This window comes from Aeromicrobium sp. (assembly GCF_050700635.1).
Taxonomy (GTDB): domain Bacteria; phylum Actinomycetota; class Actinomycetes; order Propionibacteriales; family Nocardioidaceae; genus Aeromicrobium.
On sequence record NZ_JBOHDT010000071.1, the window covers coordinates 1 to 16,009 of the forward strand.

The window sequence follows — 16,009 nt, forward strand, 5'->3', positions numbered from 1 at the left end:
TCCTCGAGGAGACCGGTGGCGGCGTCGACGATGCGGTACTGCTGAACGGGGCGTCCCATCGGCGGCGACTCCATCATGATGACGCGGAGCTGCCCAGGAGCGAAGTCGCAGCGCTCCTGCACGGCGGCCAGGAGTGCCTCGTGGTGCAGGTGGCCGTCACCGAAGTTCCATCCGATCGCCGAACCGGCGACCATCTCGCCGTCGACGGCCATCCGTGACTCGTGGTCGTCGGCCGCGTGCGGGTAGAGGCCGAGCATCGCGCGCCCGTGGGTGTGCAGTCCTCGCCAGGCACCGAGCTTGCCCATCATCATGTCGACGGTGTCCGGCGGGTAGAGCCGGGCAAGCTGGCGATGGGGCAGCTGCGCCGCCTTCGTCACGCGCTCCGCGTACTTCTGCTCGGCGCCCTCGCCGAACAGCCACACCGACGTGGCCCAGGTGCCGGCGTAGTAGCGCATCGACGGCAGGAACGACCACTGGTCGGGACGGACGTTGCCCCACGCGACCGAGGCGACGATGAGCGCCACCAGCCCGTACACGAGTGCGGGCTGAGTGACGTCCGTCAGTCCGAGGCCGGCGTGGTGGCCGAACAGGAACACAGCGCCGAACATCATCAGCACGTTCCACTCCAGCGGTACGCCCATCGGGATCGAGCTGAGGATGTTCAGGTGAAAAAGAACTATGGTCACCAAGGCAACTTGCGTCACCCATCCTCCACTCGACAGCAGCAGCACGAGCGGGATGCCGAACTCCACGACCGTGCCGCCGTGCGCCAACGCCCGGGAGAGCCAGGACGGCGTGATGTCGTCCACCGGATCGCGCCAGAGATGCCTCTTCGCGAACCGCGGGACCAGCGGCGCGTTGGCCATCATCGTGGAGACGACGTAGGGGAAGTGCCGGTTGAGCTTGGACGTCGCCGCGCCCCACCAGATGGCCACCATGATCAGCTTGGCGGCCACGATCATGTCGACGAACGGGAGCAGGAACACCAGCGCGGTCACCCAGTAGTGCTCCGAACGGGCCGCCAGGAAGATCGTCTTGTCGCGGAGACCGAGCAGGGGCAGCACGACGAGCAGTGGGATCAGGCGCGCCGTCCCGATCAGGGGATCGGCAGGCGCGAGCAGCACCCACAGAGCGGACGCGATGACGCCGAGGTAGAGCGCGACGTCCAGGAGCGTGCGGCGCGAGCCGCGCGTGCCTGGGACGCGGTCCGGCCACGGAGGCAGGCGGATGGTGTCGGGCCGCAGCCAGTACAGGAAGGTGCCGATCGGCGGCAGGAACCGCAGCGTCAGCGGGCCGAAACCGCAGCCGAAGCCGAGCACCTCGAACAGCAGGGTCCAGACGATGACCTTCTGGAAGACCACCGGCTCGGTCCACCAGTCGGCGATGTCACCGAGCCCGCCGATACCGGGCGTGGATGCGGCGAAGAGCAGGCCGCCGAGGACGTAGAGCCCGATCTTGACGACGTAGAGGAGGTAGACCGCATAGGGCGTGCCGAAGCCATGGAGGGCCCAGTGCTGCTGGAGCACCTTCGTGCGCTCGGCGCGCGGCAACGCCCGCCACTGGTCGACATCGAGGTCGGGCAGTGACGGTGAGACGAATCCCATGCGTGCTCCTCACGTCCCTCTCGACGTGAGACTAGTACCTCAGCGAGTGGTGCCTACTTCGGGAATGCGTTCTCGAGCATCGTGTCTTCGCCGAACGACTGGAACCGTACGAGCTTGCCGTCCTCGTACTTCAGCACGTCGGCGGACTCGGCCTCGTCGGCTCCCAGTCGCTGTGTCACCAGGGCGACGACAATGTCGCCCTCGGCGATGAACTCGTGCGGCGCGACCGTGAAACCCTTCTCCACGAGCCTTCCCCAGAAGCCGCCGACCTCTTCCTTGCCGTGGTAGGTGCCGCTCACCGCACTGTCGCCGCTGACCACCCACTCGATGGAGTCGGCGATGTCGGCCATCGCACCTTTGGCGTCGCCCTTGATGAACGCGTCGTAGCCGTCTCTTGCAGCCTGCTTGTTGTCTTCGCTGGACATCCCTCAACTACCTCTCCCAATTTCCCCGAACTCTCGCGACGTTACGACTGTTGCGGCAGTGCGAAAATGGTCCTTCGGTACTAGTCAGGTCGGTGTCGGCACGACTTCCTAGACTGGCGACCATGACCATCACCATCGGGGCACACGTCGACCAGACCGACCCGATCGCCGAGGCGAAGGCGCGCGGCACCAGGGTCGTGCAATTCTTTCTCGGCAACCCGCAGGGCTACAAGGGACCGGAGTTCAGGTACTCGGGCGGCGCAGACGGCCTCAAGGCCGACGCGGAGAAGGATGGCATCGACCTCTACGTCCACGCGCCGTACCTCATCAACGTCGCGACGACCAACAACCGGATCCGCATCCCTTCGCGGCAACTGCTCCAGAAGCACGTCGACGGAGCGGCGGCGATCGGGGCCAAGGGACTGATCGTGCATGGCGGCCACCTCGGCGACAACGAGGACCCGGCGATCGGCTTCGACAACTGGCGCAAGGCGATCGAGGCCACCGACATCAAGCTGCCGATCCTCGTCGAGAACACCGCGGGGGGCGACAACGCCATGACCCGGTATCTCGACCGGATCGCCGGTGTCTTCGACGCCATCTCGGCGGCGTCCGGTTCGGAGATGGTCGGGTTCTGTCTCGACACCTGCCACGCCCACGCCGGAGGCAACGCCCTGGAGACCGTCATCGACGACGTCACGGCAATCACCGGCCGGATCGACCTCGTGCACTGCAACGACAGCCGCGACGACTTCGACTCCGGCGCCGACCGGCACACCAGCCTGGGTCAGGGGAAGATCGACCCCGACCTGCTGGCTGCTGTCGTGCGCAATGCGGGCGCACCGGTGATCTGCGAGACCCCGGGCGATGCAGCCGATCACGTCGCGGACTTCGACTGGCTGCGCGAGCGACTCTGAACCGACCCCGACTGGCCGGATCCACCTATTGCACGACCGGGCGCTGCTCTGGAGAGAGCGAGGCAGACGTCGTCGGTGCCGCCACTTTGGGCGGTAGCGTCGGTGGCATCGTCGTCCCGGCAGGCGCGGGACCGCGCCAGGCCTTCCGGTCGAAGACGACCAACCCGACAGCCACGGCCAACCACACGCCCATGATCAACCAGCCGAGCTCGTACTGGATGCTCCTTTCGACGGAGTGCGCCGCCACGACCAGGAGAATGCTTCCGCCGGTGTGGTTGAAGAGCCACGCGTACCAGTACGTCACCGCCATCGTCGTCACGAAGCCGGCCACCAGGACGGACGGTCGAAGGCCGCCCTCTTCCAGGAAGAATGTGGGTAGATGCCAGCCGGCCACCAGCAGCGCCAGGACCGTGGTGGCGACCAGCGGCGAATGGCTTGCTTGCATGCCCGGCAGGGCGACACCGTTCCAGCCCGGATGCTCACCCAACGGCCCGTCCGCGGGGTTGACCAGACGCACCGCGAACACCGCGAGGAAGGTGGTCAGCGAGGTGAAGGTCAGCGACGGGACGTCCGTCCCGCCGTGGACCGCGAGCGGGAGCCCGAGAGCCAGCGCGTACCAGTACCACCTCACGCGCCAGCGGATCATCCGGGAGCCGAGAAGACGTCCTCAGTGTCGCGCGGCGTCGTTCCCGGTGAACAGGGACTACGTTCCGGATCATTCGGGAGTTGATTCCCGGTCCGGGAACGACGCCCCTACGTCATCCGGCGCCGACGGCCGTCCAGACGACCATCATGGCGATCATCGCGCCGCCGAGGAAGACTCCGGCGAATGCGGCTGCTCGACCCGTCGCGCCGTCGCGGACGGCCTTGACGCCGACGACGACCGCGGCGATCGCCAGCGGCAGGCCCCAGACGAAGCCGCCGCCGGGCAGCGTGTCCCAGGCGAGCAGGGATCCGGGGAGGGAGAGTACGCCCAGGACGAGCGCAGCGATCGACGTGCGGCTGGTGGACTCGCGCTGGACGTTGACGGAATGGTTGGTGTTCGACATGAGAACCTCCGGTGAGTGGTTGGTGCTCTCATCGTCGGTTCGCGGCCACTCCGCTCACATCGGCGCCAGCACCACTCTTCGATGCGGTACTACCACTGAGGCGCAGCCAGGAACGACAGCACCGCGAGCACGCGCCGGTGCCCGTCCTCGTCCCCGTGCAGGCCGAGCTTCATGAAGACGCTGCGGGCGTGGCTCTCCACGGTCCGCTCGGTGAGCACGAGACGCGTGGCGATTCCGGCGTTCGTCAGTCCCTCGGCCATCAGGCTCAGCACCTCGCGCTCTCGCGACGTCAGTCGTCCGACGCCCATGACGTCCTGCTCCACCAGCGTCGCGACGATGGCCGGGTCGAGCGCCGAACCTCCGTCGGCGACGCGCGAAGCGGCCTCCAGGAACTCCGCGACGTCGAGCACTCGGTCCTTGAGCAGGTAGCCGAATCCACGTTGCGACACCAGGTCGACGACACCGGCGGCATGGACGTGCTGCGACAGCACCAGCACGCCGACCCCCGGATGGTTGTCGCGGATCCAGTGCGAGGCCTGGATGCCCTCGTCGGTGAACGTCGGCGGCATCCTGATGTCGACGACGACGAGGTCGGGTTGCTGCTCGGCCACCACCTCTCGAACGCTCGCGCCGTCGGTGGCCAGGCCGACGACATCGTGACCGGCGTCCCGGAACAGCCGAGCCAGGCCCTCCCGCAGCAGGGCCTGGTCCTCGGCGACGACTACCCGCACGGCAGCTCCACCCGGACGCGGGTTCCGCCGCTCGGCGGGCTGTCGATGCTGAGGTCACCGTCGAGCGCCGCGACCCGGTCCCCGATCCCGGCGAGCCCGCTGCCGGGCTGCACGACTGCGCCGCCGGGGCCGTCGTCGGTCACTGTGACCACGAGACGACCGTCGAACCGCCCGGCGTGCACCTCGATCTGCCCGGGCGCTCCGTGCTTGAGCGCGTTGGCCACGGCTTCGCTGACGACGAAGTAGGCGGCCGCCTCGGTCTCGGCCGCGAACCGCTCGCTGGTGACGTCCAACGTCGTCTGCACCGGGGTTCGGGCGACCAGCTCCGACAGCGCGGGGGCAAGTCCGGCGTCGAGGGAGGACGGTCGCACGCCGTGGGCGAGCGAGCGAAGCTCCCGGATGGCGTCACCGAGCCGGCGCACCGAGTCGTCCAGCTGGTCCTGGACCGGCGAACACGTGCCGAGCTCATTCTGCAGGTGGCGCAGGTCGAGTCCGATGGAGACGAGCTGCTGTTGGGCGCCGTCGTGCAGGTCCCGCTCCAGACGCCGGCGTTCGTCCATCGCGGCGGTCACGATGCGGGTGCGCGACCGCGCGACCTCGGCGAGCTGGCGGCGGACCTCGACGCGCAGACGCGCGATCTCCACCGCGAGGCCGGCCCGGACGAGGATCGGGTCCAGCTCGCTTCGCACGGCTGGGTCGTCCTGATGGATCACGGTCCCGAGGCGCAGGTCGCCCCGTCGCACCAGCGTCTGGCCGGGCGGGTCCGACGGGAGCTCGGGCACCGGGTTGCCGTCGGCGTCTGCGTGCGCGTCGCGGTCTGGCAGCCAGAAGAACAGGCGCAGCGAGTCGTCCGGGACGGCCTCGGCGATCGCCGCGCCGATCGTCTCCGGCTCGACCCTCCCTGCGCGCAGGTCGGCGAGAAACGTGTCGATCCGATGCAGTCCTCGATAGCGAGTCGGGTTGAACGTCCGTTCGACGCGCGCTTGCACGACCGATCGGACCGGGCGGAAGGCGACGGCCACGGCCAGCGTCGCCGCAGCCGTGATGAGCGGACTGCCCCGGCCGAGCAGGACGCCGCCGAAGACGATGATCGCCACGAAGGCGCCCGCCAGCAGCGCGGTGATCAGGGCATAGGCGACCGCTGCGGAGACCACCCGGTCGATGTCGAACAGCCGGTACCGCGTGACAGCGACGCCGATCGCCGCCGGGATCGCCACCATGGCGAGGGTGAAGCTCAGGCTGGTGACCCACCCCGATCCTTCGACGTAGAACCCCTCTATGGAGGACGCGATGATCGCCACGGGGAGCAACGTGCCGGCGAGCGCGATCCACTTCAGCTGCTGGCGTTCCTCCAGGCCCGCACGGCGGAACCGCACGGCCAAGGACGTCGCGGCGAGGACCAACGTGGCGATCATGCCCAAAAGGCCCCCGAGCTGCATTCCCTGGGAGACCGGTTCGGGTAGCAAGGCCAGCGGTGCCACGTCCTGGAACGGTCGGTCGAGTGTCTCGTGACTCGCCATCCCGCCGATGAGGGTCGTCGCGAACGACACGACCCCGAGCACGGCGGCAGCTCGCCACCGTGGTGACGGCAGCCGACCGTCCGGAAGGACGAAGGCGATCGCCACCATCGGTGCGAACAGGAGCGGCCAGCCGTGGGTCGACCAGCTGGCGGCGACGCGAGCGCCCGGTGTTCCGACGTCAGGGACGGATGCCAAGTACGTGTCGATCAGTCCGGTCTGGACGAGGATGAACCCGTTGGCCAACAGGAGCCAACCAATGAAGTTCTCGGGGCGTCGGTGCGCGAGCATCCAGCCGACCAGCACGGACGCCATGACCGTCAGGACGAAGGCGACGTCCTCGACGAGCGAGGTCGCTTTCAGGTCACTCGCCAGTTCGAGCGCCCAGATCGCCGGCATGCTGGCCACGATCACGAGCGCGAACGCTCCCGCGAGCACCTGGCGCGGCGTCATGACAGTCATGATCCTCCGGCTCTCGCCGGGGCGGCAACCGTGGCAGTACTGAATCGCCGGTGGTCAGACCGGCGTGTACTCCGCGGGACGCTCGGTCCCGGCGGGCCCATCGGAACTAGTACGGCGACGATCCAATGTGATCTGCGCCACATCGTCGCAGGTCAGAGACCTGTTTCGCATCGTGGACGGGGTTCGGACGGCTGGGGGCGCGCCCCTAGATTCGAGGCATGAGCAGGCAGTTGCGCGTCGCCGTCGTGGGCGCCGGACCGGCGGGGATCTACGCCGCCGACATCCTCACGAAGGCCGACCTCCCGTCCCCCTTCGATGCGGTCACGATCGACCTCATCGAGCGCGACCCGACCCCGTTCGGCCTCATCCGCTACGGCGTCGCGCCGGATCACCCGCGCATCAAGGAGATCGTCAAGGCGCTCAAACGCGTCCTGTCGAACCCGGACATCCGCTTCTTCGGCAACGTCCACTACGGCGACGACCTCAAGCTCGACGACCTTCAGCGGTTCTACGACGCCGTCATCTTCGCCACCGGCGCCCGCAACGACCGCGACCTCGACATCGAGGGCATCGACCTCAAGGGCTCGTTCGGCGCCGCCGACTTCGTCGCCTGGTACGACGGCCACCCCGACGTCGACCGCGACTGGGCCTTCGAGCCGGACGCGAAGCAGGTGGCCGTGCTCGGCGTCGGCAACGTCGGCCTCGACATCGCCCGCATCCTGGCCAAGACGTCCGACGAGCTGCTCGACACCGAGATCCCCGACAACGTGGCCGACGGCCTTCGCCGCAATGCCACCACCGACGTGCACGTGTTCGCGCGACGCGGCCCGGCGCAGGTCAAGTTCACCCCGATGGAGCTGCGCGAGCTGAACCACTCCCCCAACATCGACGTCGTCGTGCACCCCGAGGGCTTCGAGCTGGACGAGGGCTCGATGGATGCCATCCGCGCGTCCAAGAGCGTCAAGCTCGTCGTCGACGTGCTGCAGAACTACCTCGCCAAGGAGCCGACGGGCGCCGCGCACCGGATTCACATCCACTTCTGCCAGAACCCGGTCGAGGTGCTCGGCGACGACGGACGCGTCGTCGGCCTGCGCACCGAAGTCACCGAGCTCGACGGCACCGGTAACGCGCGTGGCACCAGCGAGCTCGTCGACTGGCCGGTGCAGGCCGTCTACCGGGCCGTCGGCTACTACTCCGACAACCTCGCCGGCCTGCCGTTCGACCTCGCCGGCGGCGTCGTGCCGAATGACGGCGGTCGAGTCATCGACATCGACGGCAGCGCGCTGCCCGGTGCCTACGTCACCGGCTGGATCAAGCGCGGACCGGTCGGCCTCATCGGTCACACCAAGTCCGACGCCGCCCAGACCGTCGAGATGCTCCTCGAGGACCTGGACCCTTCGTCAGGCTCAGGGAACAAGGCGCCCGAGCAGCCCGAGCGTGATGCCGTCGACGCCTACTTCGAGGGCCGCGGCCTCGAGATCACCACGTGGGAGGGCTGGGAGAGGCTGGACGCGCACGAGCTCGAGCTCGGCGAGTCCCACGACCATGCCCGCGAGCGCGTCAAGGTCGTCCCCCGCGACGAAATGGTCCGCATCGCCCGCTCCTGATCTCGAGTACGGGAGGATCAGGGCATGACCGTTGACCTGACCTTCCGCGGGCGTCGGGTCGTGCGCGACCGCGCCCTGGTCATGGCCATCGTCAACCGCACGCCCGACTCGTTCTACGACAAGGGCGCCACGTTCACGCCGAGCGTCGCGCTGGACGCGGTACGTCGCGCCGTCGACGACGGGGCCGACATCATCGACATCGGTGGCGTGAAGGCCGGGCCCGGCGATCTCGTCGACTCCGACGAGGAGGTCCGCCGCACGGTGCCGTTCATCGAGCGGGTGCGTGCGGAGCTGCCCGACGTCGTCATCAGCATCGACACCTGGCGGGCCGACGTCGCGCGCCGGTGCCTCGAGGTCGGCGCCGACATCGTCAACGACACCTGGGCGGCGCACGATCCCGACCTCGTCGACGTGGCGGCCGAGCTCGGTGCCGGGTTCGTGTGCTCGCACACCGGCGGGGCCGAGCCGCGCACCCGTCCGCACCGTGTCGCCTACGACGACGTGGTCGCCGACGTCGTGGCCGAGACGACCCGCGGGGCCGCCGCTGCCGTCGCCCACGGGGTCCCGCGCGAGGGCGTCGTCATCGACCCGACCCACGACTTCGGCAAGAACACCTGGCACGGGCTCGAGCTGCTGCGCCGCGTCCACGAGCTGGTGGCCACCGGGTGGCCGGTGCTGATGGCGCTTTCGCGCAAGGACTTCATCGGCGAGACCCTGAACCTCCCGCCCGACGAACGGCTCGAGGGCACGCTCGCCGCGACCGCCCTGGCCGCCTCAGCAGGCGCTTCGATCTTCCGCGCCCACGACGTCGTGCCCACCCGGCGAGTGCTCGAGATGACGGCCAGCGTCGCAGGTGACCGGGCCCCGAGCCGGACGGTGCGGGGCCTTGTTTGACGAGGCCGCGGCGTGGTTCCGCCGACGCACGCTCCCGACCACGGCCGACCCCGACGAGGTCGCGAGATTGCTCGACGGCCGTCGCGTCAGCGTCGTGCTGCCGGCCCGCAACGAGGAAGCGACGATCGGCCCGATCGTGAAGTCGATCCGCAAGGAGCTGGTCGAGGGAGCAGGGCTGGTGCACGAGGTGATCGTGGTCGACTCGCGCTCGACGGACGCCACGGCACAACGAGCAGCATCAGCTCGAGCGACGGTCTACCGGATCGGACCGCGCGGCCGCGACGGCGGCAAGGGTGGCGCGATGCAGACCGGCCTTGCCAGGATGTCCGGCGACCTGGGCGTCTTCCTCGACGCCGACGTCGTGGACTTCGACCCGGCCTTCGTCGTCCGGTTGCTGCATCCCCTGCTGCGCGACCCCTCACTCGTCCTGGTCAAGGGCTTCTACGACCGACCGTTGATGACCGAGGACTCCGGCGGCGGCAGGGTGACCGAGCTCGTGGCCCGACCGCTGTTGCGGCGCTACGAACCGCGGCTGCTCGGATTCACCCAGCCCCTCGCCGGCGAGTGCGCGTTCGTCCGCGAGCCACTGCTGCGGATGCCGTTCGTCTCCGGCTACGGCGTCGAGATCGGCATGCTGCTCCAGCTGCTGCACACGCATGGTCTCGATGCGCTCGCCCAGGTGGACCTCGGTGTGCGGCGGCACTCGCACCAGGATCTCGACGCGCTCGCCCGCATGACCGTGCAGCTGGAGTCCGCGGTGACCCTGTGCCTCGAAGGCGAGAAGCACCTCGCCGGAACCCGTGTCGCCTTCTTCCGGGGAGCGAGCGCCGCCGTGGAGATGCGTCGTGAACGCATCCACACGTGGATGCTTCCGCCCCTCGTCAGCTGATCATCGAAGCCAGGCGCTTGGCGATGATCTCCTCGGCGTCGGCGATGATCTGGTCGACCAGGTCACGCACCGAAAGCACGTCGTGGATGAGGCCCTGAACCTGGCCGGCCCACCACATACCGTCTTCCATGTCGCCCTGGGCGAGAACGTTCTCGCGACCCCGCTTGCCGGAGGCGAGCTCGGCGACGTCGGCGAACGTGGCTCCCGGCCTCGCCCCGATCTCCGCCACCTGCTCGCTGATGGAGTTGCGCACCACCCGCGCGGAGTTGTGGAACTGGCGGAACACCATGACGGTGTCGCGCTCGTTGTTGGCGACGATCTGCTGCTTGACGTTCTCGTGGATCGGCGCCTCGTCGGTGGCCATGAACCGGGTGCCCATGTTGGCTGCGCACGCCCCCAGCGAGAGGGCCGCCACGAGGCCGCTGCCGGTGGCGAGCCCGCCGCTGGCGATCACCGGGATCGTCAGCACCCGGGTGGCGGCGGGGATGAGCACGAGTCCGGGCACGTCGTCCTCGCCGGGATGCCCAGCGCACTCGAACCCGTCGATGCTGATCGCGTCGACACCCTTGCGCTCCGCCGAGAGCGCGTGCCGCACCGACGTCGTCTTGTGGATGACCTTGATGCCCGCCTCGTGGAAGTCCGGCAGGTGCGGCGCGGGATTCGAGCCTGCCGTCTCCACCACGGTGATGCCGGCCTCGACGATGGCGGCGCGGTACTCGTCGTAAGGCACCGGTTCGATCGTGGGCAGGATCGTCAGGTTGACGCCGAACGGCCGGTCGGTGAGCTCGCGCGTGCGAGCGATCTCCTTCGACAGCGCCTCCGGCGACGGCTGGGTGAGGGCGGTGAGGAAGCCGAGTGCGCCGGCCTCCGCGACCGGGGCGATCAGCTCTGCCGTGCCGAGGCCGGTCATGCCACCGCAGACGATGGGGTGCTGGACGCCGAACTGCTCGGTGAACTCGGTGCGGATCATAGGGTGGAGGCTACCCAGCCACCAGGAGGTCCACATGCCGGCCGAGCGGCTCATGCCGACCGAGGAGTCCCAAGACCTCATCGACCTCACCCGCACGATCGTCGACAAGGAGCTGCGTCCGAACGTCGACGAGGCCGAGGCCACGGCCACCTTCCCTCGCGGCGTCTTCCACACCCTCGGACGCTCCGGACTGCTGAGCCTGCCGTACCCCGACGAGTTCGGCGGGGGCGGACAGACGTACGAGGTCTACCTCCAGGTGCTCGAGGAGATCGCGTCGGCATGGGCCAGCGTGGGCGTGGGCGTGGGCGTGCACGCCTTGTCGTGCTTCGGTCTGTTCACGGCCGGAACTGACGAGCAGAAGAAGAAGTGGCTGCCCGAGATGCTCTCCGGAGATCTGCTCGGCGCCTACTGCCTGTCCGAGTCCCACGCCGGGTCCGACCCGGCCGCCATGCGCACCAAGGCGGTGCGTGACGGCAACGACTACGTCATCCGCGGCCAGAAAGCCTGGACCACCCACGGCGGCCAGGCCGACTTCTACAAGGTGATGGCCCAGACACCGGGCGGAATCTCGTGCTTCCTCGTTCCCGCGGACACGCCGGGCCTGAGTGCCGACACACCCGAGCAGAAAATGGGCCTGATGGGCTCGACCACGGCGACGATGGTGTTCGAGGACGTCCGCGTGCCGGCCGAACGTCGGCTCGGCGAGGAGGGCCAGGGGCTCAAGATCGCTCTTGCCGGCCTCGATGCGGGACGCCTGGGCATCTCGGCGGTCGCCACCGGGTTGGCCCAGGGCGCGCTCGATGTCGCCGTCGCCTACGCCAAGGACCGCGAGACGTTCGGCAAGCCCGTCATCGAGCACCAGGGTCTGGCGTTCCTCCTCGCGGACATGGCCGCCGCCGTGGAGTCGGCCCGCGCCACCTACCTGGCCGCAGCTCGCCGCAAGGACGCCGGCCGCCCGTACGGCCGCGAGGCGTCGATCGCCAAGCTCGTCTCCACCGACAACGCCATGAGGGTCACGACGGACGCCGTACAGGTCCTCGGCGGCGCCGGATACACGCGCGACTTCCCCGCCGAGCGCTACATGCGCGAGGCGAAGGTCATGCAGATCTTCGAAGGCACCAACCAGATCCAGCGGCTCGTCATCAGCCGGGCGTTGTCACGCTGAGTCACAGCTCAGGCTAGGTACTCGTCGAACCAGGACGTGACCTTCGCGTACGCCTTCTCGGCCTGAGCCTTGTCGTAGTTGTCGCCCGTCGCGTTGAAGAACGCGTGGTCCACACCGGGGTACGTGACGATCTCGTGCTCGAGCCCGGCATCCTGGAGTGCGGCCTCGGCGCCGTCGCGCGTCGCGTTCACGCGGTCGTCGAGCTCGGCGTAGACGCCGAGTACCGCGGCGTTCGAGTCCGCGAAGTCGGGCCCTTCCTCCGGTGTCGTCCCGTAGAACGGCGAGGCGGCCGCGAGACGCTCCTCGCCGGACTGGACCAGCTGCCAGACCATGCCCCCGCCGAAGCAGAATCCGATCGCGCCGATCTTCGCATCCGGAACGCGCCGCTCGAGCTCGTCGATCGCCGCGGTCATGTCGGCGACGAGATCGTCCGGCTGGGCCTCACTGAGCTGCTGCATGATCTCGGCCTCGTCGTCGAACTCCTTGGTGCCGCCTCCGGCCGACAGCAGGTCGACGGCCAGCGCGGAGTAGCCACTCGTCGCGAAGCGACCGGCGACCGACTTGATGTGATCGGTCAGTCCGCGGTTCTCGTGGATGACGAGTACAGCACCTTTGGGGTCCGATGCTTCGGCGAACGTTCCGAACGTGTCCCGATCTCCCGGGCCGGAGAAGGTGATGTCCTCGGTGGGGGCCGGCTCCGGACCGGCCGGCGACTCGCCGGGGGTCCTGGACGGGGTGGCCGAGTCGTCGTCGCGAGCGCAAGCGGCGAGCAGCGCCGCTGCGGCAGGGGCGGCGAGACCGAGATACGCGAGGCGGCGCAAAGCCTCTCGGCGACTCAGGTAGCCGTCGGCGTGATCGATCGCGACTTCTTCTCGGAGGTACCTCTCCAGCGCCACGCCGTCAGTCTCGACCTGCAACCGTGCGAAATCAACCCAGCGCGAGCACCTGGACGTGGCAGGGGCCGTCGGGCGAGCGTGCCTCGATCTTGTCGAGCTCGAATCCCACCGAGCCGTTCGGCTGCACCGCGCTGATGCGCTTGGTGTGGGCAGCGGCGCCTTGGCCGTCGGCCGGGCCGACGTGCACCGTCACCTGAAAGGTCGTCGGCTTCTTCGTCGTGTTGGACACCGCGCCGGACGCCGTCCACTTCTCCTCGACGCGCTCACACGTGAATTCGGTGAGCGCTCCTGGCACCGGAACGCCGTCGGGAACCTGCGGGAGCGCTCCGTCCATCGCCTTCTCCGCGGCGGCAGACGCGGTCGGCTTCGGCCGGGGATCGGCGTCCCCTCCACAAGCCACGAGCGCGAGCACCATGGCGACGGGGACGGCCATGCGAATCCGCATGTGCTCATCCCACCACGCACGACGACCCGGATCGCGGCGACACACGCGGCTGAGGCTAGGGTCGAAAGATGGCGACAATCGAGCGACTCGGTGTGATCGGTGGCGGACTGATGGGTTCGGGGATCTCGGAGGTCGGCGCCCGCGCCGGGCTCGACGTGATCACCGTGGAGGTCAGCGACGACGCTGCCAAGGCCGCCCGCGACCGCGTCACAGCCTCGCTCCACCACGCGGAGGAACGCGGCAAGATCGACGCAGCCGGCATCGAGGAGACCCTCGGCCGCATCACGTTCACGTCCGACCTCGATTCGCTCGCCGACCGGCAGCTCGTGGTCGAGGCCGCCACCGAGGACGAGCCCACCAAGCTCGAGCTGTTCGGCCGGATCGGACGCATCCTCGACGAGGACGACGCGATCCTGGCCTCGAACACGTCGTCCATCCCGATCGTCAAGCTCGGCGCCGTGTCCGGCCGGGCCGACCACGTGATGGGGGTGCACTTCTTCAACCCGGCGCCGGTGATGAAGCTCGTCGAGCTCATCCCGTCGCTGACCACGGCGCAGCAGACCATCGAGCGGATGAAGGCGTTCGTGTCCGACGACCTCGGCAAGGAGCCGATCGAGGCCACCGACCGCGCCGGGTTCGTTGTCAACAGCCTGCTGGTGCCCTACCTGATGTCGGCGATCCGCATGTACGAAGCCGGCTACGCCTCGGCCGCCGACATCGACCGCGGCATGGTGCTCGGCTGCGGCCACCCGATGGGACCGCTCGCGCTGTCCGACCTCATCGGCCTCGACACCATCCGGGCCATCGGCATCTCGATGTACGACGAGTTCAAGGAGCCGCTCTACTCACCGCCACCGCTGCTCGACCGCATGGTCGACGCCGGACTGCTCGGCAAGAAGACCGGGCACGGGTTCTACCCCTACGGCTGACGCCCGGGGTGCAAAGTCCTTGCGGCCCGGTGCAGGATAGACGTGTTGTGACCTGCGTCATGCTTCGGGAGGCACCATGTTCTACCCCTTGACCATCCGTGACTTCATCGACCGTGCCGAGACGGTCTATCCCGACCGCGTCGCCGTGGTCGACGAGCCCGACCAACCTGCCGAGTCGTGGGGTGAGGTCACTTATGCCGAGATGGCGCGCCGCGCTCGTTCGCAGGCAGCCACCCTCGACGAGATGGGTGTCCCCGTAGGCGGACGCGTCGCGATCGTCTCCCACAACGCCGCCCGCTTCCTGACCTCCTTCTACGGCGTCAGCGGGTGGGGCCGGGTGCTCGTGCCCATCAACTTCCGCTTGTCGGTGCCCGAGGTCCGCTACATCGTCGAGCACTCCGGCGCCGAGGTACTCATGATCGACCCGGCGCTCAAGCACCTCGCGGACGAGATCGAGTGCAAGCGCACGTTCATCCTCGGCGAGGACGACGACAAGATCTGGGCCTCATCGGCCGAACCCGAGCCGTGGGAGGGCGACGAGTCCGCCACCGCCACCATCAACTACACGTCCGGCACCACCGCCAGGCCCAAGGGCGTGCAGCTGACCCACCGCAACAACTGGCTCAACGCCGTCACCTTCGGCTGGCACGCATCGGTCGACGACCGCGACGTCTACCTGCACACGCTGCCGATGTTCCACGCCTACGGCTGGGGCCACGTGTTCACCGCCACGGGCGTCGGTGCGAAGCACATCGTCATCCGCCAGATCGACGGCGCCGAGATCCTGCGCCGGATCGAGCAGCACGGCGTCACCTACATGTGCGCGGCTCCCGCGGTGGTGGCGGCCGCTCTCGACGCGGCCAGGGACTGGGACGGTGACATCCCCGGTCGTGACCGCGTCCGCATCATCGTCGCGGGTGCTCCGCCACCGACTCGCACGATCGAGCGGGTCCGCGAGGAGCTGGGCTGGGAGTTCATCCAGATCTACGGGCTCACCGAGACGACACCACTGGTCACCATGAGCCGCATGCGCGAGGAGTGGGACGACCTCGACGCCCACGAGCAGGCCAAGCTGCTCGGCCGCGCCGGCGCGCCCGCGTTGGGGGTCCGCGTCAAGATCGACGAGTCGGGCGAGGTGCTCACCGCGTCCAACCACAACCTCGAGGCGTACTGGCAGAACCCGGAGGCCACTGCCGAGGCACAGGCCGACGACTGGTTCCACACCGGTGACGGCGGCACGTTCGAGGACGGCTACGTCGCGATCTCCGACCGCAAGAAGGACGTCATCATCACCGGCGGCGAGGGCTTCCAGTTCGTGGAGAGGCACAACTGGATCCCCAGCATCGGCGTGCAGTACCTCTTCGGAGTGGACGGGATCAGCACCCTGCTCATCCTGCTCACCACCGTGCTCGGCTTCATCGCGATCCTGTCCTCGTGGACGGCGATCACGGATCGGGTCCGCCAGTACTACGTGTTCCTGCTCCTGCTGCAGGCGGGGATGCTGGGTGT

16 protein-coding genes are annotated in these 16,009 nt (G+C 68.7%); 7 read left to right on the forward strand and 9 right to left on the reverse strand.

Features of this window, described 5'->3' with window-relative positions; all coding sequences use genetic code 11:
- Positions 1–1,604: DUF3556 domain-containing protein (locus ACRDPN_RS05250; RefSeq protein ID WP_431446317.1), on the reverse strand; the 1,604-nt coding region annotated here is incomplete at its 3' end.
- 53 nt (positions 1,605–1,657) lie between these two features.
- Positions 1,658–2,029 (reverse strand): nuclear transport factor 2 family protein, encoded by a 372-nt coding sequence (locus tag ACRDPN_RS05255; protein WP_431446318.1) that lies wholly within the window; start codon positions 2,027–2,029, stop codon positions 1,658–1,660.
- Positions 2,030–2,151: 122 nt separating this feature from the next.
- Here ACRDPN_RS05255 and ACRDPN_RS05260 point away from each other — a divergent pair, with 122 nt between their 5' ends.
- Positions 2,152–2,946 carry a deoxyribonuclease IV gene (locus tag ACRDPN_RS05260; RefSeq protein ID WP_431446319.1) on the forward strand — a complete coding sequence of 265 codons (795 nt, stop codon included), beginning with the start codon at positions 2,152–2,154 and terminating at the stop codon, positions 2,944–2,946.
- 25 nt (positions 2,947–2,971) lie between these two features.
- Here the strand turns inward: ACRDPN_RS05260 and ACRDPN_RS05265 are convergent, their stop codons facing one another.
- The 4 genes from ACRDPN_RS05265 to ACRDPN_RS05280 all read right to left on the reverse strand — a co-directional run bounded on the left by ACRDPN_RS05265 (position 2,972) and on the right by ACRDPN_RS05280 (position 6,705).
- Positions 2,972–3,592, reverse strand: a complete 621-nt coding sequence (locus ACRDPN_RS05265; RefSeq protein ID WP_431446320.1) for a CPBP family glutamic-type intramembrane protease — start codon at positions 3,590–3,592, stop codon at positions 2,972–2,974.
- Between the two features lie 112 nt (positions 3,593–3,704).
- Positions 3,705–3,995 carry a hypothetical protein gene (locus ACRDPN_RS05270; RefSeq protein ID WP_431446321.1) on the reverse strand — a complete coding sequence of 97 codons (291 nt, stop codon included), beginning with the start codon at positions 3,993–3,995 and terminating at the stop codon, positions 3,705–3,707.
- A gap of 89 nt (positions 3,996–4,084) precedes the next feature.
- Positions 4,085–4,726, reverse strand: coding sequence for a response regulator transcription factor (locus ACRDPN_RS05275; protein ID WP_431446322.1), 642 nt, complete (start codon positions 4,724–4,726; stop codon positions 4,085–4,087).
- On the reverse strand, positions 4,717–6,705 hold the full coding sequence (locus ACRDPN_RS05280; RefSeq protein ID WP_431446323.1) for an ATP-binding protein: 1,989 nt from the start codon (positions 6,703–6,705) through the stop codon (positions 4,717–4,719). The genes ACRDPN_RS05275 and ACRDPN_RS05280 overlap by 10 nt, the downstream gene beginning before the upstream one ends.
- Positions 6,706–6,923: 218 nt before the next feature.
- Between ACRDPN_RS05280 and ACRDPN_RS05285 the strand changes: the two genes are divergently transcribed.
- The 3 genes from ACRDPN_RS05285 to ACRDPN_RS05295 are packed head-to-tail and all read left to right on the forward strand — an operon-like array spanning position 6,924 to position 10,095.
- Positions 6,924–8,312: an FAD-dependent oxidoreductase gene (locus tag ACRDPN_RS05285; RefSeq protein WP_431446324.1), complete on the forward strand. Its 1,389-nt coding sequence runs from the start codon at positions 6,924–6,926 to the stop codon at positions 8,310–8,312.
- 24 nt (positions 8,313–8,336) lie between these two features.
- Positions 8,337–9,206: a dihydropteroate synthase gene (gene folP, locus ACRDPN_RS05290; RefSeq protein WP_431446325.1), complete on the forward strand. Its 870-nt coding sequence runs from the start codon at positions 8,337–8,339 to the stop codon at positions 9,204–9,206.
- Positions 9,199–10,095, forward strand: a complete 897-nt coding sequence (locus tag ACRDPN_RS05295; RefSeq protein WP_431446326.1) for a glucosyl-3-phosphoglycerate synthase — start codon at positions 9,199–9,201, stop codon at positions 10,093–10,095. The genes folP and ACRDPN_RS05295 overlap by 8 nt, the downstream gene beginning before the upstream one ends.
- On the opposite strand, the gene ACRDPN_RS05300 is transcribed toward ACRDPN_RS05295, so the two are convergent.
- On the reverse strand, positions 10,088–11,065 hold the full coding sequence (locus ACRDPN_RS05300; protein WP_431446327.1) for an NAD(P)H-dependent flavin oxidoreductase: 978 nt from the start codon (positions 11,063–11,065) through the stop codon (positions 10,088–10,090). The genes ACRDPN_RS05295 and ACRDPN_RS05300 overlap by 8 nt on opposite strands.
- Positions 11,066–11,099: 34 nt before the next feature.
- On the opposite strand from ACRDPN_RS05300, the gene ACRDPN_RS05305 reads away from it, so the two are divergent.
- Positions 11,100–12,230: an acyl-CoA dehydrogenase family protein gene (locus ACRDPN_RS05305; RefSeq protein ID WP_431446328.1), complete on the forward strand. Its 1,131-nt coding sequence runs from the start codon at positions 11,100–11,102 to the stop codon at positions 12,228–12,230.
- 8 nt (positions 12,231–12,238) lie between these two features.
- Here the strand turns inward: ACRDPN_RS05305 and ACRDPN_RS05310 are convergent, their stop codons facing one another.
- Positions 12,239–13,126, reverse strand: a complete 888-nt coding sequence (locus ACRDPN_RS05310) for a dienelactone hydrolase family protein (protein ID WP_431446329.1) — start codon at positions 13,124–13,126, stop codon at positions 12,239–12,241.
- A gap of 31 nt (positions 13,127–13,157) precedes the next feature.
- A complete protein-coding gene (locus ACRDPN_RS05315) occupies positions 13,158–13,571 on the reverse strand; it encodes a hypothetical protein (protein WP_431446330.1) in 414 nt (137 codons plus the stop codon).
- 77 nt (positions 13,572–13,648) lie between these two features.
- Between ACRDPN_RS05315 and ACRDPN_RS05320 the strand changes: the two genes are divergently transcribed.
- Together ACRDPN_RS05320 and ACRDPN_RS05325 are read left to right on the forward strand one after the other, a co-directional pair.
- On the forward strand, positions 13,649–14,500 hold the full coding sequence (locus tag ACRDPN_RS05320) for a 3-hydroxybutyryl-CoA dehydrogenase (protein WP_431446332.1): 852 nt from the start codon (positions 13,649–13,651) through the stop codon (positions 14,498–14,500).
- 76 nt (positions 14,501–14,576) lie between these two features.
- Positions 14,577–16,009: AMP-binding protein (locus ACRDPN_RS05325; protein ID WP_431446331.1), on the forward strand; the 1,433-nt coding region annotated here is incomplete at its 3' end.